This window comes from Curtobacterium pusillum, from assembly GCF_007673235.1.
Classification (GTDB): domain Bacteria; phylum Actinomycetota; class Actinomycetes; order Actinomycetales; family Microbacteriaceae; genus Curtobacterium; species Curtobacterium pusillum_C.
Genome location: NZ_VDZH01000001.1, coordinates 1 through 18,363, shown reverse-complemented (window position 1 = coordinate 18,363; position 18,363 = coordinate 1). Strand labels below are relative to the sequence as shown.

Sequence of the window (18,363 nt, the reverse complement as noted above, 5' to 3'; positions counted from 1 at the left end):
CGTCCGGCGCCGCTGTCGCGGCGTGATCGGGCGAGTCTAGCAGCTTGGTATACCAACGTGCGTCCGTCTTCACAGGTCGGCCTGGAGGCACGGGTCGAGTCCGCGACACCTGTCGCGGTGGGAAGATGGTCGCGACATGACGACACCTGTGCACTCGACCCGGACCGTGAACCTCGAAGGCGCAGCACGCGCCGCGATCGCCGGGGGCGCACCCCTCGCCCTGCTCATCGCCCTCGGGATGCCCGGTTACGCGGCGTTCGCCATGTTCGCCGGGTTCACCGCGATCTTCGGCGCCACCGAGCCCTACTGGCAGCGCGCGGTCACCACCGGGGTCGCCGGCGTGATGCAGGCGCTCTGCATGTTCGCCGGGGTCGCGGTCTCGCTCGCCGGCTCGCAGCTCTGGTTGCAGACGGTGGGGCTCGTCGCGGTGCTCGTCTTCGCGGTGTGCACGCTGAGCGCCCTGCAGACCATCCCCGCGCAGCCGATCTTCCCGACGTTCGCGTTCGTGGTGTCGGCCCTCGTGCCGCTCAAGCAGTCTGATCTGCCGCTCGTCGCGACGATCATCGTGTGCTCGGTCGTCTGGGCCTGGCTGGTCGCGATGTCCGGGTCGGTCCTCCGCCTGGTGTTCCACCCGCGGGCACCGCACCGCTTCCGCCCGCTCGCGCCGCGCAAGCACCGCTCGCTCGCCGTGCTGCGGACGCCCGCGCTGTGGGAGACCGTCGGCCTCAACGTGGTCGGGGCCCTCGTGGCCGGGGCGGTCGCCGAGACCATCCCGTGGCTCGGGCACCCGTACTGGGCGGTCATCGCTGTGGTGTCGACGCTGCCGGCGCTCCGGCAGCGGCACACGGTCGTCCGGGCGTTCCAGCGCTTCATCGGCACGATCGGCGGCACGGTCATCGCAGTGGGGATCCTGCTGCTCGAGCCCTCGGCGTGGTGGATCGTGGTGATCGCCGTCATCGGGCAGTTCTTCGCCGAGATCTTCGTCGCCCGGAACTACGCCGTGACGCTGCTGTTCCTCACGCCGCTCGCACTCGCGGTGTCGTGGCTGAGCCTGCCGGAGGCGCCGGAGCTCCTCGCACTGGATCGCGTCGCGCAGACCACCCTGGGTGCCCTCGTGAGCGTCGCGCTGCTCCTGGTGGGCCGGGCGATCGAGCGTCGCCGGGGCCGGGCGCTCGGCGCGACGAGCGCGATCCGCACGGTCTGAGCGCGTCCATCGGGTCTGTCGCGTCCGTCGCGCCGTCGCGCCGTCTCCCCGGTGGAAACGGGCGTACCTGGTCGTTCCTTCCGACCAGGTACGCCCGTTTCCACTTTCCATCCCGCGCGTTCTGGGAGAGAACGGGCGCGGACGTCGGACGGGAGGCGCGAGGCGGTCCCGCCACGGGCCTCCCGTCCGTCAGGTGGTGACGCGGCGCTCGCGCGAGGCGCCGGCACGGTCGCGCCGCGCGAGGGCTCCGCAGCGCGCGAGGTTCCGCGCGGTGTGCGAAGTCGCGTGGGTCCCACGGGACACGGAACCTCGCACAGTGCGGCCGCGACGCCCGCGTCAGTCGCGTGGCTGGAGGTTCCAGGTGTCGATGACCGGGCGGCCGTGCTCGTACCCGAGCACGCTCACCGACGCGGTCCCGAGCTTCAGGACGGCACCGTCCTGCGGCGCGAGCCGGATCCACGCGGCACCGAGGGCGCGGAGGACGTGCCCGTGGGCGACGACGATCGCGTCCTGCCCGTCAGCGAGCACCGGACGGGCACGATCGAGGATGCGCTCGACGCGGACCCGGACCTCGGCGGCGTTCTCGCCGGGCGTGTCACCGGCCGGGACCCCGTCGGTCCAGAGGTCCCACGGGCCGTGCCGGAGCACCTTGATCTGCGGCGTCGTGAGCCCCTCGTACGCGCCGTAGTCCCACTCGAGCAGGTCCTCGTCGAGGTCCGGATCGACGCCGACGAGCGCCGCAGTGTCCCGGGCGCGCTGCAGCGGACTCGACAGCGCCAACGCGAACGTGCGGTCCGCCAGGTACCGGCCGGCGCGCTTCGCCTGCTCGATGCCGTTGTCCGTCAGCGGGATGTCCGTGCGGCCGGTGTGCTGCCCGCTCTTCGACCACTCCGTCTCTCCGTGACGGACGAGGACGAGTTCGCCGGGGCGTTCCGAGGTCATGTGTTCCTTCCGAGCCAGAGGCCGAGCGCGGCTGCGCCGACCGAGACGACGAGCATCCCGAGGCCGTTCAGGACGGCGAGCCGGGGCTTGCCGGATCGGAGGAGCTGCACGGTCTCGACACTCGCCGTCGAGAACGTCGTGTACCCACCCATCATGCCCGTTCCCAGCACGGCGACCGACTGGAGCGGGATCGTTCCCGCCTGCCCGAGGCCGGTGAGGAGCCCGAGGACGAGGGATCCGGAGACGTTGATGACGAGGGTGCCGAGCGGGAAGCCGGTCACCCGGGCCTTGACGAGGCCGTCGAGCAGGAACCGGAGCGCGGCACCGACTCCCCCGCCGACCGCGACGAGCACCAGTTCGACGGCGTTCACTGTGCGCCCCCCTTCGAGCGGACGGCCCGCTTCGGACGGACGGCCCGCTTCGGACGGACGGCCCCGGCGAGCAGGACGCCCGCGCCGACGGCGAGCAGCCCGAGCACGACGGTGAGCAGGGCGTACCCGCCACCCGCCGTCCAGTGCCCCGCGTCGAGGAGCTGCGCCGTGTCGTCCGCGAGCGTGCTGTAGGTCGTGAACCCACCCAGGACGCCGGTGCCGACGACGAGCCGGAACGTGCGACGCCGACCGACGTCGGGGCCACGGTGGGCGAGCGCCTCGAGCAGGAGTCCGAGGCAGAACGCCCCGACGACGTTGATCGCCAGGATCGTCCAGCTGATCCCGTCGTGCGCGGGGAACGCCTCGGCGAGGAGCGCACGGACGGCGGTGCCGATCGCGCCGCCGAGCGCGACGAGGCCGAGCATCGACCAGCGGAGGTGGGGTGGGCGTTCGCCGGGCACGGTGCTCCTATCGCCGAGCACGCCGGATCGTCTCCGCGCGTGCGGTGTTCTCGGGATAGGGACCGTTGGCGGCTGTCCGCGGTTGGGTCCGGCAGGCCCCACTGCCGGGTCTGACGACCCCGTCAGCGTACCGCGACGGTGCACCGTGCCGTCGATCGGTCAGTCAACGACCGCTGCGGTGCCCTCGAGCTCGACGAGCTGGTCGTCGTAGCCCAGGACGGTCACACCGAGCAGTGTGCTCGGGACGTCGTGGTCCCCCATCGCGGCGCGCACGACCTCCCACGCTGCGACGAGGTCCGCCTGGCGTGACGACGCGACGAGCACGCGGGTCTGCACGAGGTCCTCGATTCCGGCTCCGGCAGCAGCGAGCGCCGTCCGGAGGTTTTCCACGCACTGGGTGGCCTGCCCGCGGACGTCCCCGACCGCCACGGTCGCCCCGTCGGCGTCGAGGGGGCAGGCGCCGGCGAGGAACACCAGTCGCGCATCGGCGGGGGCGGTCGCGGCGTAGGCGTACTCGGCGACGTCGCTGAGGGCGGTGGAGCGGATGAGCTGCACGACACTGGTCACGGAGCAAGCCTGACAGAGCGCGCGGTCACAGCGGCCCGGACTTTCCGGGAGACTGGAACGATGGCGACCCTCCGGCCGTCCGTCCCTCCCCTGCCCCTAGGAGTGCTCCGCATGCCCGAGCTCCCGCTCGTGTTCGAAGTCGGCTCGATCATCGCGCTCGTTCTGATCCTGCTCGCCGACCTCCTCATCGTGGCCCGGCGCCCGCACGTGCCGACGCTGCGGGAGTCGGCGGTCTGGGTCGGCATATACGTGGGTCTGGCGCTGGTGTTCGCCGTCGCGATGCTGGTGTTCGCCGGGACCGAGCCGGCCGGGCAGTTCCTGGCGGGCTGGCTGACCGAGTACAGCCTGAGCATCGACAACCTCTTCGTCTTCGTCATCCTGATGGCGCGCTTCTCCGTGCCGAAGACGATCCAGCAAGAGGTCCTCATGCTGGGCATCATCATCGCGCTCGTGCTGCGCGGGATCTTCATCCTGGTGGGCGCGCAGCTCATCGAGGACTTCTCCTGGATCTTCTACATCTTCGGCGCGTGGCTGGTGTGGACCGCGATCCAGCAGCTGCGTGGTGAAGACGAGGACGACGATAAGGACAGCTTCATCGTCCGCGTGCTGCGCCGCCGGGTCCGGATCACCGACACCTTCGACGGGATGAAGTTCCGGACCACCGAGGACGGCGTGCGGCACTTCACGCCGCTGCTGGTCGTCCTCATCGCCATCGGCACGACCGACCTGCTCTTCGCGCTCGACTCGATCCCCGCGATCTTCGGCATCACCGAGAGCGCGTTCATCGTCTTCACCGCGAACGTCTTCGCCCTGATGGGCCTGCGGCAGCTGTACTTCCTGCTCGGGGGTCTGCTCGAGCGGCTCGTCTACCTGAAGTACGGCATCGCGTTCATCCTCGCCTTCATCGGCGTCAAGCTCGTCCTGCACGCGCTGCACGCCAATGAGTTGCCGTTCCTGAACGGTGGCGAGCACATCGAGTGGGCGCCGGAGATCAGCACGACGGTGTCCCTCTTGGTGATCGTCGGCGCGATGGCCGTCTCGACCGTCGCCAGCGTCGTCCGGGTCCGCCGTGACGACGCCCGGACGAAGGCCTCGAACGCCCCGCGCACGTCCGACTGACGCTCGCAGCAACGCTTTCTTGCGCGGCGCGCTCCAGGCGGCGCGTAGAACCGACATGCACGCACGACTTCGCCGGAAACGGGCAAGAATGCGTCCGCCGATCTTCCCTAGGCTCGGGGGAAACCCAACGACGGGAGGTTCGACATGTCGCAGTTCGTCCAGAGGTTCTCGCAGGACGCCATCGTCGGAGAACCCGAGGTCGTCGAGGACAACCCGACCGTCCGTGCGCTCGCCGCGCACCCCGCATGGCTGCGGCTGAAGGCCGCCGTCGTGTCGTTCCGTGCGCTGCAGACGGAGGACGGCTCGGTCCCCGACCAGTCGGACCACGCGACCGCGACCGCGCACCTGGCCACGATCCTCCCGGCCATCGCCGAACTGGCCGCCTTCTTCCCGCACGACGCGTCGTTCCTGGAGGCGGTCCAAAACGATTTCCGACGGTGGGCCGACGAGGGGTTCGGCATTCCCGACTTCCTCGATTCCCTCAATGCATTCCAGCCCCAGCAGCACCGTGTCGACGGACTCGGACACCTGGTCGTGTTCCCGATGTACACGCAGAACGGCAGTTCCTCGAGATTGATCGAGGCCGTCCTGGTCGAGGTGATCTGGCCGGACTTCATCGCCGAACTCGAGGCCGGCGACTACGGCAACAAACTGTTCGTCGCTCTGCGGTTCGTCGACTTCACGCCGGGGTACGACACCAACTCCGCCGTGTTGTTCCCGGAGACGGTCGCGATGCGCGAGATCCCGACGTTCACGTGGGGCGCGATCTTCCAGGACCGCGAAGCCGCGCGCTACCGCCGGGTCGTCCGCGCCGCCGCGGAGATCACCAAACTGGACCTCCCCGACGACGCTGCGGCAATGCTCGACGACCAAGAACTGACCGAGCGGGTGTTCGTGATGTGGGACATCATCCACGACCGTTCCCACATGCGCGGTGACCTGCCGTTCGACCCGTTCATGATCAAGCAGCGGATGCCGTTCTTCCTCTACTCGCTCGAAGAACTGCGTTGCGATCTGACCGCATTCCGCGAATCGGTGCGTCTGGAACGGGAACTGTCGTCGCGGCCGGACGACGAACTGTCCGACGCAGATCGCGCGATCCGTGACCACGCACGGCTGGTGCAGTACGCCGTCGTCTTCGACCGGATCTTCCGGTTCGCGATCACGGGCAGCCGCGTTCGGAACTACGACGGGCTCGGCGGCCAGCTCCTGTTCGCGTGGATGCACCAGCACGACGTCCTGCACTGGACGGACACGCGGCTCACGATCGACTGGCAGGCCGTCCCGGACGTCATCATCGCCCTCAGCGACGAGATCAACGAGCTGTACTGGCGTTCCATCGACCGGCCGAAGTCGGCGCACTGGCTCGCCGCGTACGAGATGCTCACCCGGACGCTCACGCCGCACCCGGCCTCCGCCTGGGCGCGCGGTCTCCCCGCCGAGACACTCGCGGGCCCACCGAAGGGCTACACCGACGCGGTGCTCGACGACGAGTTCCCGCTCTCGATGTTCTACGAGGCGCTCAACAAGAAGATGGCGACGGTGATCGCGTCGACGGCCGGCATCACCGGGGCCTCGTCCGTCGAGGACGTCGCCGCGTGACCGGTGGTTCCCTCGCCGGCCGCCTGGTGCTGGTCGCCGGTGCGACCAGCGCCAGCGGCGCAGCGGTCGCGCGCGCACTCACCGCCGCCGGTGCGGCCGTCGTCGCGGTCGGCACCAGACCCGACGCCCTGGAGGCACTGCAGGCGTCCGTCCCGGGCGTCACCACCCACACGTGCGACCTCTCGGACCTCGGTGCGGTCACCGCGCTGGCGGCGGCCGTCCACGCCGAGTCCGGCCGCATCGACGGCCTGGTCCACCTGGTCGGTGGCTGGCGCGGCGGGGGCGACATCGCGGGGCAGTCCGACGACGACTGGGCGTTCTTCGACCGGGCGTTCCGCACGCTCCGGAACACCACGCGGGTGTTCGTCGACGACCTCGTGGCGTCCCCGGCCGGCCGGCTCGCCTTCGTGTCGTCCACCGCCGTCGATTCCCCCACCGCAGGGGCCGCCAACTACGCCGCCGCGAAGGCCGCGGGCGACGCCTGGGTGCGCGCCGTCGCCCAGGGGTTCCGGAAGGACGCACCGAACGCCGCCGCCACGGTGTTCGTCGTCCGGTCCCTGGCCGGCCTCGAGGACCGCCTCGCCGACGAGGTCGTCCGGCTCTGGTCGGCGTCACCGGCGGACGTGAACGGCGCCCGCATCCCCCTCTCCCCACCCTCCCTAGGATGAATCCGTGACCCTTCGACTCCACGACCTGGACCTGCGGGGCTTCGCCTCCGACAACTACGCCGGCGTCCACCCCGAGATCCTCGACGCGATCGCCGCGGCCAACGACGGCCACCAGATCGCGTACGGCGAGGACGTCTACACGGCACGGCTGCGCGAGGTGGTCCAGGAGCACTTCGGTCCGCAGGCCGAAGCCTTCCCGGTGTTCAACGGCACGGGCGCGAACGTCGTGGGCCTGCAGTCGATGCTCCCCCGCTGGGGTGCCGTCGTCTGCACCACGACCGCGCACATCCACACGGACGAGGCCGGCGCACCCGAGCGCATCGGTGGGATCAAGCTCCTGCCCGTCGAGACACCCGACGGCAAGCTCACCCCCGAGCTCATCGACAAGGAGGCCTGGGGCTGGGGTGACGAGCACCGTGCCCAGCCGCTCGTCGTGTCGATCACCCAGACCACCGAGCTCGGCACCGCGTACACCGTGGAGGAGATCCGCGCGATCGCCGACCACGTCCACGCGCTCGGCATGACGCTGCACATGGACGGCGCCCGCATCTCGAACGCCGCGGCGACCCTGGGCCTTCCCCTCCGCGACTTCACGACCGACGCCGGCGTCGACGTGCTGAGCTTCGGGGGCACGAAGAACGGGATGCTCTACGGCGAGGCGATCGTCGTGCTGAACCCGGCGGCGTCCGAGGGCCTGCACTACCTCCGGAAGATGAACATGCAGCTCTCGTCGAAGATGCGGTTCGTCTCAGCGCAGCTCATCGCGCTGCTCACCGACGACCTGTACCTCCGGTCTGCGGGCCACGCCAACGCGATGGCCACACGACTGCGCGGTGCACTCGAGGCCGGGATCGCGGACGGCAGCATCCAGGGCGTCGGGTTCAGCCAGGAGACCCAGGCCAACGGGGTGTTCGCGACGCTGCCCGCGGGGGTGGCCGAACGCCTGCGCAAGCACTTCCGGTTCTACGACTGGGACGCCAGCCGCAACGAGGTGCGGTGGATGTGCGCGTACGACACGTCGGAGCAGGACATCGACGACTTCGTGGCCGCACTGACGCGGGAGCTCGACGCGGTCTGACGCACGTAGAATCTCGTGTGATCTCCGAGACCCCTGGACCCAGCGGCATCCTCCCCGAGGACCTGATCGTCACGCTCCGGGTCCTCGAGCAGATGCCGTCCATCGACGAGACGCACCCCGACTTCGTGCGGGTCCGCCAGGCGACGGCGAAGATGTTCAAGGCGGTCAAGCGAGCACACCGACTCGAGAAGCGGGCGGTCATCGCCGAAGCCGACCGCCGGGTGATCGCCTCCACCGCCACCGGGGCCGCCGACCGGATCGACGACGAGACCCGCGGGGTCCCGATCAGCTCCTCGACCACGGCGTCGACCGCAGGCACCCTGCTCAAGTCGCGCCCGTGCTACATGTGCAAGCAGCAGTACACGGTCGTCGATGCCTTCTACCACCAGCTCTGCCCCTCGTGCGCGGCGATGAGCCACGCCAAGCGCGACGCCCGGACCGACCTGACCGGCAAGCGCGCCCTGCTCACCGGCGGACGCGCGAAGATCGGCATGTACATCGCGCTCCGGCTCCTGCGGGACGGTGCGCACACCACCATCACCACGCGGTTCCCGCGCGACGCGGTCCGCCGGTTCACGAGCCTCCCCGACTCCGCCGAGTGGATCTCGCGCCTCAAGGTCGTCGGCATCGACCTGCGCGACCCCGCTCAGGTCATCGGTCTCGCCGACGACGTCGCCGCGGCCGGCCCGCTCGACATCCTGATCAACAACGCCACCCAGACCGTGCGCCGGTCGACCGGCGCGTACCAGCCCCTCGTCGACGCCGAACTCGCGCCGCTGCCGGACGGACCACTGCCCGAGCTCGTGACCTTCGGCCACACGAACGACCAGCACCCGCAGGCGCTCGCCCGCTCGGTCTCGGCGCACCCGATCCTGGCCGCGGCCGCCGCCCGGGCCGACGAACTCACCGAGCTGGCAATGGCTCCGGGGTCGAGCTCGCTCGAACGCCTCGCCACGGGCACCGCCATCGACGCCGGCGGTCTCGTCCCGGACCTGCACGACGTGAACTCCTGGACGCAGCACGTCGACGAGGTCGACCCCCTCGAGATGCTCGAGGTCCAGCTGGCCAACACCACGGCGCCGTTCATCCTCATCTCCAAGCTCCGGCCCGCACTGGCGGCCAGCCCTGCGGACCGGACGTACGTGGTGAACGTCAGTGCCATGGAGGGGGTGTTCGGCCGGGCGTACAAGGGACCGGGGCACCCCCACACGAACATGGCGAAGGCCGCCGTGAACATGCTCACCCGCACGAGCGCCCAGGAGATGTTCGAGACGGACCGCATCCTGATGACGAGCGTCGACACCGGCTGGATCACCGACGAACGCCCGCACCCGACGAAGGTCCGGCTGGCAGAAGAGGGCTTCCACGCCCCGCTCAACCTCGTCGACGGCGCCGCCCGCGTGTACGACCCGATCGTCCGGGGCGAGTCCGGCGACGACCTGTTCGGGGTGTTCCTGAAGGACTACCGGCCGAGCTCGTGGTGACCGATCGTCAGCGCTCCGCGGCGTCGAGGTGTCGGACGAGCCCCGCAGCGTCCGCCGTCATCGCGTCGAAGATCCGGTAGAGGGTCTCAGATCGGTCCACCGGGCCCACCGCGAAGCACCGTTTCCCGAGGCCGAACGCGATCCCTGCCTCGATGTGCGCCGCGGCACCGGCCGGGAGTACGAGGACGAACTGATCGGCCTCGCGGAGGGCCTCGAGGTCCTGCGCGAAGAGCTCCCGGATCCCCGGGTCGTCGAGTGCCGCCTCGTCCGCTCCGCCCGGCGCTGCGAACGCAGACGCGTCGTCGTCGTACTGCGTTCGGACGAAGCTGTAGGTCGATGCTCCGGTGCGTTCGAGTGCTCCCACCACCTGGAGGACGGCATCCCGGTTGCGCCAGCTCCCCGCGATGAAGAAGTCGCTCATGCGGCCACGGTAGCCGAGGAACGACGAAAGCCCCCCGGCGGACCGGAGGGCTTTCGTGTCGGTGTGACCCCAGCGGGATTCGAACCCGCGTTACCGCCGTGAGAGGGCGACGTACTAGGCCGCTATACGATGGGGCCGTCACACATGCGAATCCCCCGCCCTGGAGCGGGGGTCTCGTGCTCGTTGCCGGAGTCGGAGGCAAGCCACCTGTGGTGACCCCAGCGGGATTCGAACCCGCGTTACCGCCGTGAGAGGGCGACGTACTAGGCCGCTATACGATGGGGCCGTTCCGACAACTCGACAAGTATTGCACAAGCCCCTCGCCCTGCCAAAACGAGGCGTGTCGCCCGGGTGTGCCGTCATGCCGCGGTCGGAATACGGTGGATCGATGACGCTGCGGATCGGTCTGTCAGGCTGGCAGTACGACTCCTGGCGCGGCGACTTCTACCCGGCCGGAGTGCCGAAGCGACGCCGGCTCGAGTACGCGGCCGAACGGTTCCGGACGGTCGAGGTCAACGGGTCGTTCTACTCGCTCCAGCGCCCGGAGCGGTACCGCGCATGGCGGGCATCGGTGCCGCCCTCGTTCCGCTTTGCGCTGAAGGGTGGGCGGTACGTCACCCACATGCTGCGGCTCCGGAACGTCGACACGGCGCTGGCGAACTTCTTCGCGTCCGGCCCGCTCGAGCTCGGTGCGACGCTCGGACCGGTCCTCTGGCAGCTCCCCGAAGCCCTCCTGCCGACGCCCGAGGTGCTCGACGAGTTCCTCGCGCTGCTTCCCCGGACCCAGGGCTCCGCCGCCGAACTCGCCGAACGCCACGACGACAAGGTGGCCGACCCGTCGGTCCACGCCGAGGAACCGTCCCGACGGATCGATCACGCGCTCGAGGTCCGGGCCGCGGGCCTCGGCGACGACCACCTCGACGTGCTCCGGCGCCACCGTGTCGCCCTGGTCGACTCACACGCGGGCGACTTCCCGCGGTTCCGGGCGGACACCGGCGCTCCGATCGCGTACCTCCGCCTGCACGGTGCGCCGCGGACCTACCACGACGGGTACTCTCCCCAGGCTCTCGGGCGGTGGGCGACGACCATCGTCGATCACCTCGACGCCGGGCGGGACACGTTCGTGTACTTCGACAACGACGCCGAGCGGCACGCGCCGTGGGACGCGCTCGCGCTCGACCGCCTCGTCGCCGACCGTCTGCGCAGGCGGGCCGACGGCGGCGGGTGATCCGTGCCTCCAGGGAGTCCGCCGCACCCGCTCAGACCGTGAGCGGCTCGCCGGGCGCGAGCAGCACGAACTCGCCGTCGGGCTCGACCACCTCACGCAGTCGACCGGTGTGCATGCCGTAGCCGATCTCGGAGAGCGTGGCCTCGTGGACGGGGTACGCGCGACGGGGCGCGATCGCGGTGACGTAGTCCATCATCTCGGCGACCTTGAGCCACGGGGCGCCGACGGGCGCGGCGAGCACCTCGACGGGGACGCCCGGGTCGGTGTACGAGTCGCCCGGGTAGAAGAGCCTGCCGTTCACGAGGACGCCGGTGTTGTCGATGACCGGGATGCTCGAGTGGATGACGTTGTGGCGGGTGCCGTGGAAGGTCAGGTCGAACGGGCCGACCGTGCGCTGGTCACCGTCCGTGACGACGTCGATCGGGATCCCGGTCTCGGCGATCGCTGTGGCGACCCCGGCCGGGCCGATGACGACCGCGTCGGGGTTGCGCGAAACGATCCCGGCGAGCTGCTCCGGTGTGACGTGGTCCGGGTGCTCGTGGGTGAGGACGACGGCGACGACGCCCTCGGCTTCGACCGGGCGGGTGAAGTTGCCGGGGTCGATCACGAGGCGAGCGTCTCCCTCGGTGACGATCTGGCAGGCGTGTTCGAGCTTGGTGACCTCCATGCGGCCGACCCTACGCGGGCTGCGGGCCCGCGGCGCCGGGCGCGCGCGACACCTCACGCCCGCGGCGGCCCCGTCGTCGCCCGGACCACGAGGTGCGCCGGCGCCGCCGGCAGTGCCCGCGCAGCCGCCCCGTCCACCTCGGCGAGCACGGCCCGGGCGGCTGTCCGGCCCTGGGCCTCGGGGTCCTGGGCGACGGTGGTCAGCCCGACGACCTCGCCGTACTCGTGGCCGTCGATGCCGATCACCGACACGTCCTCCGGTACCGCGAGTCCGGCGCGGCGGGCGGCGAGCACCACACCGAGCGCCATCTCGTCGGATGCGCAGAACACCGCGGTCGGTCGCGGCCCACCCCCGAAGAGCGCTGCGCCGGCGTCGACACCACCGGCGAACGAGAACCGTCCGTCGAGCACCCACTCGTCCCGCACGCCGAGACCACGGGCGGCCATCGCGTCGACGAACCCGTCGCGTCGGAGCCAGGGCACGGCGACGTTCATCCCGGCCTCGTCCTGCCCACCGACGTAGGCGACGTCCCGGTGCCCGAGTCCGCAGAGGTGGTCGACGGCGATCCCGGCGACGACGACGTCGTCGACCCCGACGTTCCGCAGGCCTGCGGCCGGCCCGCCGATCACGATCATCGGGTGCCGGGCGAGCTCGAGCTCGGCGCGCTCGGTCTCGTCGAGCACGAGCGAGAGCAGCACGAGGGCGTCGACGCGGTGTCGGAGCATGGACCGTCGGAACGCCCGGTCCCGGTCGCCCCCCGGTCCGCCGAGGTTGTACAGCACGAGGTCGTACCCGGCCCGCCGCAGCTCGGCGTCGACCCCGCCGAGCGCCTTCACGTAGAACCACCGGTCGATGACCGGCACGACGACCCCGACGGCGCGCTGCCGTCCGGTGGCGAGGCCGGCCGCCGCCGAGCTCGGGACGTACCCGAGTTCGTCGGCGACCCGCCGCACCTGGTCGATGGTGGAGTCGGCGACCGTCGACATGCCCCGCAGTGCGCGGGACACCGTCGACTTGGACAGGCCGGTGACGGTCGCGATCTCCTGGATCCCCATGGCCACTGTCTGGAGGCCCGTCAGCCGTCCGACGACCGGGTCACGTCGGCCGCGGGGCCGGTCCGCGCTGGCGCGACGACGGGTCGCGTCGCGCGGGTCTGCCGCCGGCCGGCCGGTGCGAGCTCGTCCCAGCCGACGTGCCGGTGGACGCGGGCGCCGACGGGGGGCGCCGTCGACGGGACCACGGCGGACCGGGGTGCCCGTGCCGGTGCCGTGGATGCCGGTGCCGCGGGTGCGCCGCCGATGCCGTCGACCGACGCCGTGCGCCGGAGCACCGACACCCGCCACCGGTCGAGGGCGACGATGCCGAGCACGCACACGAGCAGGGTGAGCGCCCATCCGAGGGCCGGACGCCCGGTGACCTCGCAGAAGACCGTGACCCCGAGGAACAGGACCCCGAACATCCCGACGAAGCCGATCGCCTCCTCGATGCGGGCGGTGGGGCGGGACGGAGCACGTTGTGCCATGGCCGTCAGCCCTTCACGCCACCGGCGGTGAGGCCGGCCACGATGCGCCGCTGGAAGACGAGCACGAGGATCACGAGCGGGATCGTCACGATCGTCCCCGCCGCCATCACCGCCGTGTAGGGCTCCTGGTGCGGCTGCGTCCCGGCGAACGACGCGATGGCGACGGTCACCGGCTGGGTGGCGTCACTCGAGAGCTGGGACGAGATGAGGTACTCGTTCCAGGACGAGATGAACGCCAGGATCGCGGTGGTGAACACGGCGGGGGCGGCCAGCGGCATGATGATCCGCCGGAACGCCTGCACACGGGTGCACCCGTCGATGCGTGCGGCCTCCTCGAGGTCCCACGGCATCTCGCGGAAGAAGCTCGCGAGCGTGTAGACGGTGAGGGGCAGCACGAACGAGATGCTCGGCAGGATCAGCGCCTGGTACGTGCCCATCCAGCCGATGTCCGTGAACAGCTGGAACAGCGGGGAGATGAGCGCGACACCTGGGAACATCGACGCGGCGAGGATCGCACCGGCGATGAGCGACTTGCCCTTGAACTCCAGGCGGGCCAGGGCGTACGCCGCGCTCGTGCCGACGAGCAGGGCGATGATCGTCACCACGCCGCCGATCAGCAGACTGTTCGCGAGCGCCCGGCCGAGGTGGTTGCCGAGCGCCGTCGAGAACGCCGTCGCGTAGTTGTCGAGCGTGACGTGCGTCGGCCAGGGCGTGGCGTCGAAGGTGAACCCGACGTCGCGGAAGCTCGTCACCACCATCCAGTAGAACGGCAGCAGGCACCACACCGCGATGACGGTGGCCTGGATCCCGGTGCGGAGCTTCGAGCCCGTGTGACGTTGGACCCGTACGTCGGAACGGTCGACGGCGATGTCGCGTGCACGGGCGTTGGACCGGGGGCGGTCGGCTGCGAGGGTCACTTGAGCTCACCCTTCTGCTGGGCTGCCTGCGTCTGCACGACGTTCGCCCCGAGGAACCGGACGAACACGAACGCGACGATGAAGATCACGAGGAAGGTGATCGTGGAGAGTGCCGACGCGGAGTTGAACCCCTGCCGGATCTGGTCGACCACGAGGATCGACAGCGTGGTGGTCGCGTTGCCCGAACCACCGCCACCGCCGGTGAGGATCGCGGGGAGGTCGTACATGCGCAGCGCGTCGAGCACGCGGAACAGGACGGCGACCATGAGCGCCGGCTTGAGCAGCGGGAGCGTGATGAGCATGAAGCGCTGGACGGTGGAGGCTCCGTCCATCTTGCCGGCCTCGTAGACCTCTTCCGGGATGAGCTGCAGGCCCGCCAGGATGAGCAGCGCCATGAACGGCGTGGTCTTCCACGTGTCCGCGATGATGACCGCCCACCGGGACGCCCACTCGCCGCTCGTCCAGAGGATCTGCTGACCGAGCACGTGGTTGAGGACACCGTTCGCGTCGAAGATGAAGTACCAGAGCTTCGCGGTCACGGCGGTCGGGATGGCCCACGGCACGAGGATCGCGGCACGGACGAGCGCGCGGCCCTTGAAGTTGCGGTTCATGATGATCGCCATCCAGACGCCGATGAGCGTCTCGGCGAGCACCGTCACGACGGTGAAGAAGAACGTGTTGCCCATCGACACCCAGAACTGGCTGCCGATGCTGCCGGGCGGGCACGTCGTGTTGCCGCACTGCTGGGCGAGCCAGTGCACGTAGTTCGTGACGCCGGCGAAGCCGCCCTGCACGAACAGGCCGGTCGCCTTGTCGAGTCCGGCGTCGAGCTGGAACGACTGGATGATCGCGCTGACCACCGGGTAGCCGATGACGATGGCGAGGAGCACGATCGTCGGGCCGATGAGGTACACGGCCCACCGGCCGTGCTCGGCGTTGAGTCCGCCCTTGCGCCGCTTCTGCGGCTCCATCCCCGTCGGGTTGGGGATGGCTGCGGGGATCTCGGTTGCTGCTGACACGTGACGGCCTCCTTGCCGGGTGTCGGAACGCAGGATGGGGCGGACTGGAGGCGCGGGGCGGGGTCGACCCGCGCCTCCAGTCCGATGCGGCGAACGCCGCGTACTTCCGGGCTAACTGCCGCTGCTGGTGGCGGTCTTGAGGGCCGCCTGCATGTCCTTCAGGGCCTCGTCGACGCTCTTCGATCCCTTGAGGGCGGCGTACGTGTTGTCCTGGACGGCCTTCGTCACGGCCGGGTAGAACGGCGTGACCGGGCGCGGCTCGGCCGACTCGATCGACTTGAGCAGCGTGGGCAGGTAGGGCAGCTTCGCGGTGAGCTCGGAGTCGGTGTAGAGGTCACCGACGACCGGGGCCAGCGAGCCCTGGGTCGCGAAGAACTTCTGCGTCTCGTTCGACTCCAGGTACTCGAGGAAGTCGTGCGCGGTCGCCTTGTGCTTCGAGTACACGCTGATCGCCGCGTTGTGACCACCGAGCGTCGAGGCGCCGGTGCCGTCCTTGCCGGGGATCGGAGCGATGCCGAAGGTGTCCTTGACCTTCGACGAGCCGTCGGTCTTCGCGAGGCTGTACACGTACGGCCAGTTGCGGAGGAACAGCAGCTTGCCGGCCTCGAAGGCGGTGCGGCCCTGCTCCTCCTGGTAGGTGATCGCCTCGGCGGGGATGTTCCCGTCCTTGAAGGCGTCGACCAGGTTCTGCAGACCGGCCTTCGCGTCGGACGTGTCGACGTCCGGGGTGCCGCCCTTGTTGAGGACCGAGCCACCCGAGCCGTTGATCGCCTCGGAGGCGTTCACGGTCAGGCCCTCGTACTTGGCGAACTGTCCGGCGTAGCAGCCGATGCCGGCCTGCTTCGCGATGTCGCAGTCCTTCATCATGTCGGCCCACGTGGTCGGGGGCGTCTTGACGAGGTCCTTGCGGTAGTAGAGCAGCGCGCCGTCGGAGGTCTGCGGTGCCGCGTACAGCGTGTCGTTGTACGTCGCCGTCTTGACGGTCGCCGGCAGGAGCTTCGACGTGTCGATCTTCATCTTGCCGGTGAGCGGGGTGAGCCAGCCCTTCGCGGCGAACTCCGCCGTCCACACGACGTCGACGTCGACCACGTCGTAGTTGGCGTCCTTCGCCTGGAAGTGCTGCACGAGGTCGTCGTGCTGCTGGTCGGCCTGGTCGGACTGCTCCTTGAAGGTGACCTTCTCGTCCTTGTGTGCCTTGTTCCACTTCGCGATGAGCGGTCGGACGACGTTCGAGTTGTCCTTGCCCTGCACGTACGTGATCGGGCCGCGGCTGTCCTGCCCGTTCTGGGCGTCGTTCGATGCCGAGCTCCCGCTCGAGCAGCCGGTGAGTACGAGGCCGATGACCGCGACCCCCGCTACCGACGCGAACCGCACCTTGGCGCGTGTTGTCTTCACAGCGATGTCTCCTCGATGAGATCACCAGGTGACGTCGATCGGGTGTCGACGACGCTGCCTGGAGCAGGCGACGCTGCCTGCTGGTGGAGGAAGCTACGCCCGCTCATGGCGTTTCGCAACCGGTTGCAAAGATTCCGTGACCTGAGCGTGACCTTCGGAGTTCCGGTGACTTCCTGGGTGAGCGCTCACGACGGTCGAGGCGACCGAGTGCGGAACCCCGCACGATCCCCGCCACGGGGTCAGCCCGCCGTTGTCCGCGCTGATCCGGCCCCGTAGCGTCCGCTGCATGGCCCTGCTCTCCCCCGTCACCGTCCCCGGCCCACGCCGGGTCGTCAGCGTCGACCTCGACGCTCCGCTGCCGACCCTCGTCGCCGACGAGACCGGCGACTCAGCGCTGGTCGTCGGCTACCGCGACGGCTTCCCGGTCACGACCCTCGACGTGCTGCTCACGGCGGACCCGGCCGATGCAGCCCGCGCGCTCGCACCGCTCGTCGACGGACACCCGGGCGCGGTCGACGCCTTCCCGGCCCACGTGCCGGACGCGGACCTGCCGATGATCTCGATCGTCGTGTCGACCATCGTCGCCCGTGTGGAGGACATCGGGAAGCTGCTCGACTTCCTCGAGCACCTGGACTACCCGGACTACGAGGTCGTCCTCGTCGACAACCGCGTGAAGGTGCCCGACATCGACGCGCTCCCGGGGCTGCTCGAGGGGCGGAACGTGCGGCTCGTCACCGAGCGACGCCCCGGTTGCTCGGTCGGCCGGAACTCCGGCGTCGCCGCGGCGAAGGGCGAGATCATCGCGTTCACCGACGACGACGTCCGCGTGGACCCGCAGTGGCTCCGCTCGATCGGCACCCGGTTCGTCCGCGAGCCCGAGGTCCAGGCGGTCACGGGCATGATCCTGCCCGTCGAGCTCGAGACGCCCGCGCAGATCTGGTACGAGGCCTACTACGGCGGCTTCAGCGGCGAGCGCACCTTCGACCCGGTGACGATCGTCCCGGACGACGTCCCCGGCGTGATGCGGCACGCGCAGGCCTCCGCGATCGCACCGGACGGCACCGTCCGCAAGCACTTCGCGATCTACGGCATCGGCGGCTACGGAGCCGGCGCGAACTGGGCGGTCCGCCGCTCCGCGTTCGACGCCGTCGGCGGGTTCGACCCCGTGCTCGGTGCCGGCGTGCCCGCACGTGGGGGCGAGGACCTGGCGATCTTCATCGATATCCTCTGGGGCGGCGGCCGGATCGGCTTCGAACCAAGGGCGGTCGTGCACCACCGGCACCGCCAGGACCTCGAGGGGCTGCACGGTCAGCTGCACTCGAACGGCGTCGGCTTCACGGCGCTGATGTGCGAGCTGATCGCGAAGGACCGGCGGCACGCGCTCGTGCTCGCGCGCCTGATGCCGCGTGCCGGCAAGATCAAGCTCGCCCAGCTGGTGTCCCGGTTGCGCGGGAAGCGGGACGCGGCGGCGGAGACCATCACCGAGGCGTCGACGACCCAGATCCCCCGCTCGCTGGCGTACCACGAGTTCCGTGGCTTCCCGGCTGGCCCGGCGGCGTACTTCCGGAGCCGTCGGTTCTGGCGGGACGTCGAGGAGGGGCGCTTCCGGCCCTAGACGCGTCCGTCCGACGGACGGGAGGCCCGTGGCAGTGTCGCCGCGGGCCTCCCGTCCGCCGGCGGGTGCGTGTGGGTCGGGGC

The 18,363-nt window shown here is 70.3% G+C and carries 19 protein-coding genes and 2 tRNA genes; 8 read left to right on the top strand and 13 right to left on the bottom strand.

What is annotated here, in order from left to right:
- The first annotated feature begins 136 nt into the window (after positions 1-136).
- A complete protein-coding gene (locus tag FS532_RS00105; protein WP_144749297.1) occupies positions 137-1,204 on the top strand; it encodes an FUSC family protein in 1,068 nt (355 codons plus the stop codon).
- A 336-nt stretch (positions 1,205-1,540) separates the two neighbouring features.
- On the opposite strand, the gene FS532_RS00100 is transcribed toward FS532_RS00105, so the two are convergent.
- The 4 genes from FS532_RS00100 to FS532_RS00085 form a co-directional block, all read right to left on the bottom strand.
- Complete coding sequence (locus tag FS532_RS00100; RefSeq protein WP_144749295.1) at positions 1,541-2,146, bottom strand: histidine phosphatase family protein; 606 nt, start codon at positions 2,144-2,146, stop codon at positions 1,541-1,543.
- Complete coding sequence (crcB, locus tag FS532_RS00095; RefSeq protein WP_144749293.1) at positions 2,143-2,517, bottom strand: fluoride efflux transporter CrcB; 375 nt, start codon at positions 2,515-2,517, stop codon at positions 2,143-2,145. The genes FS532_RS00100 and crcB overlap by 4 nt, the downstream gene beginning before the upstream one ends.
- Positions 2,514-2,978, bottom strand: a complete 465-nt coding sequence (locus FS532_RS00090; RefSeq protein ID WP_260852424.1) for a fluoride efflux transporter FluC — start codon at positions 2,976-2,978, stop codon at positions 2,514-2,516. The genes crcB and FS532_RS00090 overlap by 4 nt, the downstream gene beginning before the upstream one ends.
- Positions 2,979-3,137: 159 nt before the next feature.
- Positions 3,138-3,545 (bottom strand): RidA family protein, encoded by a 408-nt coding sequence (locus FS532_RS00085; protein ID WP_144749291.1) that lies wholly within the window; start codon positions 3,543-3,545, stop codon positions 3,138-3,140.
- A 111-nt stretch (positions 3,546-3,656) separates the two neighbouring features.
- On the opposite strand from FS532_RS00085, the gene FS532_RS00080 reads away from it, so the two are divergent.
- The 5 genes from FS532_RS00080 (at position 3,657) to FS532_RS00060 (ending at position 9,496) form a co-directional block, all read left to right on the top strand.
- On the top strand, positions 3,657-4,664 hold the full coding sequence (locus FS532_RS00080; protein ID WP_144749289.1) for a TerC family protein: 1,008 nt from the start codon (positions 3,657-3,659) through the stop codon (positions 4,662-4,664).
- Between the two features lie 144 nt (positions 4,665-4,808).
- Positions 4,809-6,266 (top strand): DUF6421 family protein, encoded by a 1,458-nt coding sequence (locus FS532_RS00075; RefSeq protein WP_144749287.1) that lies wholly within the window; start codon positions 4,809-4,811, stop codon positions 6,264-6,266.
- On the top strand, positions 6,263-6,934 hold the full coding sequence (locus FS532_RS00070) for an SDR family NAD(P)-dependent oxidoreductase (protein ID WP_260852422.1): 672 nt from the start codon (positions 6,263-6,265) through the stop codon (positions 6,932-6,934). The genes FS532_RS00075 and FS532_RS00070 overlap by 4 nt, the downstream gene beginning before the upstream one ends.
- Before the next feature lie 4 nt (positions 6,935-6,938).
- Entirely contained in the window at positions 6,939-8,012 is a 1,074-nt protein-coding gene (locus FS532_RS00065; protein ID WP_144749285.1) for a threonine aldolase family protein, read from the top strand.
- A gap of 17 nt (positions 8,013-8,029) precedes the next feature.
- The gene (locus FS532_RS00060) at positions 8,030-9,496 is read left to right on the top strand and encodes an SDR family NAD(P)-dependent oxidoreductase (RefSeq protein ID WP_144749283.1); all 1,467 of its coding nucleotides are present in this window, start codon (positions 8,030-8,032) and stop codon (positions 9,494-9,496) included.
- Positions 9,497-9,503: 7 nt separating this feature from the next.
- Here the strand turns inward: FS532_RS00060 and FS532_RS00055 are convergent, their stop codons facing one another.
- The 3 genes from FS532_RS00055 to FS532_RS00045 form a co-directional block, all read right to left on the bottom strand.
- On the bottom strand, positions 9,504-9,917 hold the full coding sequence (locus tag FS532_RS00055; RefSeq protein WP_144749281.1) for a hypothetical protein: 414 nt from the start codon (positions 9,915-9,917) through the stop codon (positions 9,504-9,506).
- A 64-nt stretch (positions 9,918-9,981) separates the two neighbouring features.
- Positions 9,982-10,054: transfer RNA gene (locus FS532_RS00050), tRNA-Glu, on the bottom strand.
- Between the two features lie 73 nt (positions 10,055-10,127).
- Positions 10,128-10,203 (bottom strand) — tRNA-Glu (locus FS532_RS00045).
- A 102-nt stretch (positions 10,204-10,305) separates the two neighbouring features.
- Here FS532_RS00045 and FS532_RS00040 point away from each other — a divergent pair.
- On the top strand, positions 10,306-11,145 hold the full coding sequence (locus tag FS532_RS00040) for a DUF72 domain-containing protein (RefSeq protein ID WP_144749280.1): 840 nt from the start codon (positions 10,306-10,308) through the stop codon (positions 11,143-11,145).
- Between the two features lie 31 nt (positions 11,146-11,176).
- Here FS532_RS00040 and FS532_RS00035 read toward each other — a convergent pair whose 3' ends face one another.
- From FS532_RS00035 to FS532_RS00010, 6 genes are all read right to left on the bottom strand, one after another.
- Entirely contained in the window at positions 11,177-11,812 is a 636-nt protein-coding gene (locus FS532_RS00035; protein ID WP_144749278.1) for an MBL fold metallo-hydrolase, read from the bottom strand.
- 53 nt (positions 11,813-11,865) lie between these two features.
- The gene (locus FS532_RS00030) at positions 11,866-12,867 is read right to left on the bottom strand and encodes a LacI family DNA-binding transcriptional regulator (RefSeq protein WP_144749276.1); all 1,002 of its coding nucleotides are present in this window, start codon (positions 12,865-12,867) and stop codon (positions 11,866-11,868) included.
- 20 nt (positions 12,868-12,887) lie between these two features.
- On the bottom strand, positions 12,888-13,334 hold the full coding sequence (locus FS532_RS00025) for a hypothetical protein (protein ID WP_144749274.1): 447 nt from the start codon (positions 13,332-13,334) through the stop codon (positions 12,888-12,890).
- A gap of 5 nt (positions 13,335-13,339) precedes the next feature.
- Positions 13,340-14,203 (bottom strand): carbohydrate ABC transporter permease, encoded by an 864-nt coding sequence (locus FS532_RS00020; RefSeq protein WP_260852552.1) that lies wholly within the window; start codon positions 14,201-14,203, stop codon positions 13,340-13,342.
- A gap of 44 nt (positions 14,204-14,247) precedes the next feature.
- Positions 14,248-15,222, bottom strand: a complete 975-nt coding sequence (locus FS532_RS00015) for a carbohydrate ABC transporter permease (RefSeq protein ID WP_079236366.1) — start codon at positions 15,220-15,222, stop codon at positions 14,248-14,250.
- Positions 15,223-15,381: 159 nt separating this feature from the next.
- The gene (locus FS532_RS00010) at positions 15,382-16,665 is read right to left on the bottom strand and encodes an ABC transporter substrate-binding protein (RefSeq protein WP_144749270.1); all 1,284 of its coding nucleotides are present in this window, start codon (positions 16,663-16,665) and stop codon (positions 15,382-15,384) included.
- 286 nt (positions 16,666-16,951) lie between these two features.
- On the opposite strand from FS532_RS00010, the gene FS532_RS00005 reads away from it, so the two are divergent.
- A complete protein-coding gene (locus FS532_RS00005; RefSeq protein WP_144749268.1) occupies positions 16,952-18,280 on the top strand; it encodes a glycosyltransferase in 1,329 nt (442 codons plus the stop codon).
- Positions 18,281-18,363: the final 83 nt, after the last annotated feature.

Excerpts from the sequence above, each read along its gene's own strand:
- FS532_RS00080 (WP_144749289.1), top strand. The coding sequence starts at position 3,657 with ATGCCCGAGCTCCCGCTCGTGTTCGAAGTCGGCTCGATCATCGCGCTC.
- FS532_RS00040 (WP_144749280.1), top strand. The coding sequence starts at position 10,306 with ATGACGCTGCGGATCGGTCTGTCAGGCTGGCAGTACGACTCCTGGCGC.
- FS532_RS00075 (WP_144749287.1), top strand. The coding sequence starts at position 4,809 with ATGTCGCAGTTCGTCCAGAGGTTCTCGCAGGACGCCATCGTCGGAGAA.
- FS532_RS00005 (WP_144749268.1), top strand. The coding sequence starts at position 16,952 with ATGGCCCTGCTCTCCCCCGTCACCGTCCCCGGCCCACGCCGGGTCGTC.
- FS532_RS00105 (WP_144749297.1), top strand. The coding sequence starts at position 137 with ATGACGACACCTGTGCACTCGACCCGGACCGTGAACCTCGAAGGCGCA.
- FS532_RS00055 (WP_144749281.1), bottom strand. The coding sequence starts at position 9,917 with ATGAGCGACTTCTTCATCGCGGGGAGCTGGCGCAACCGGGATGCCGTC.
- FS532_RS00100 (WP_144749295.1), bottom strand. The coding sequence starts at position 2,146 with ATGACCTCGGAACGCCCCGGCGAACTCGTCCTCGTCCGTCACGGAGAG.
- FS532_RS00025 (WP_144749274.1), bottom strand. The coding sequence starts at position 13,334 with ATGGCACAACGTGCTCCGTCCCGCCCCACCGCCCGCATCGAGGAGGCG.
- FS532_RS00015 (WP_079236366.1), bottom strand. The coding sequence starts at position 15,222 with ATGGAGCCGCAGAAGCGGCGCAAGGGCGGACTCAACGCCGAGCACGGC.
- FS532_RS00035 (WP_144749278.1), bottom strand. The coding sequence starts at position 11,812 with ATGGAGGTCACCAAGCTCGAACACGCCTGCCAGATCGTCACCGAGGGA.
- FS532_RS00030 (WP_144749276.1), bottom strand. The coding sequence starts at position 12,867 with ATGGGGATCCAGGAGATCGCGACCGTCACCGGCCTGTCCAAGTCGACG.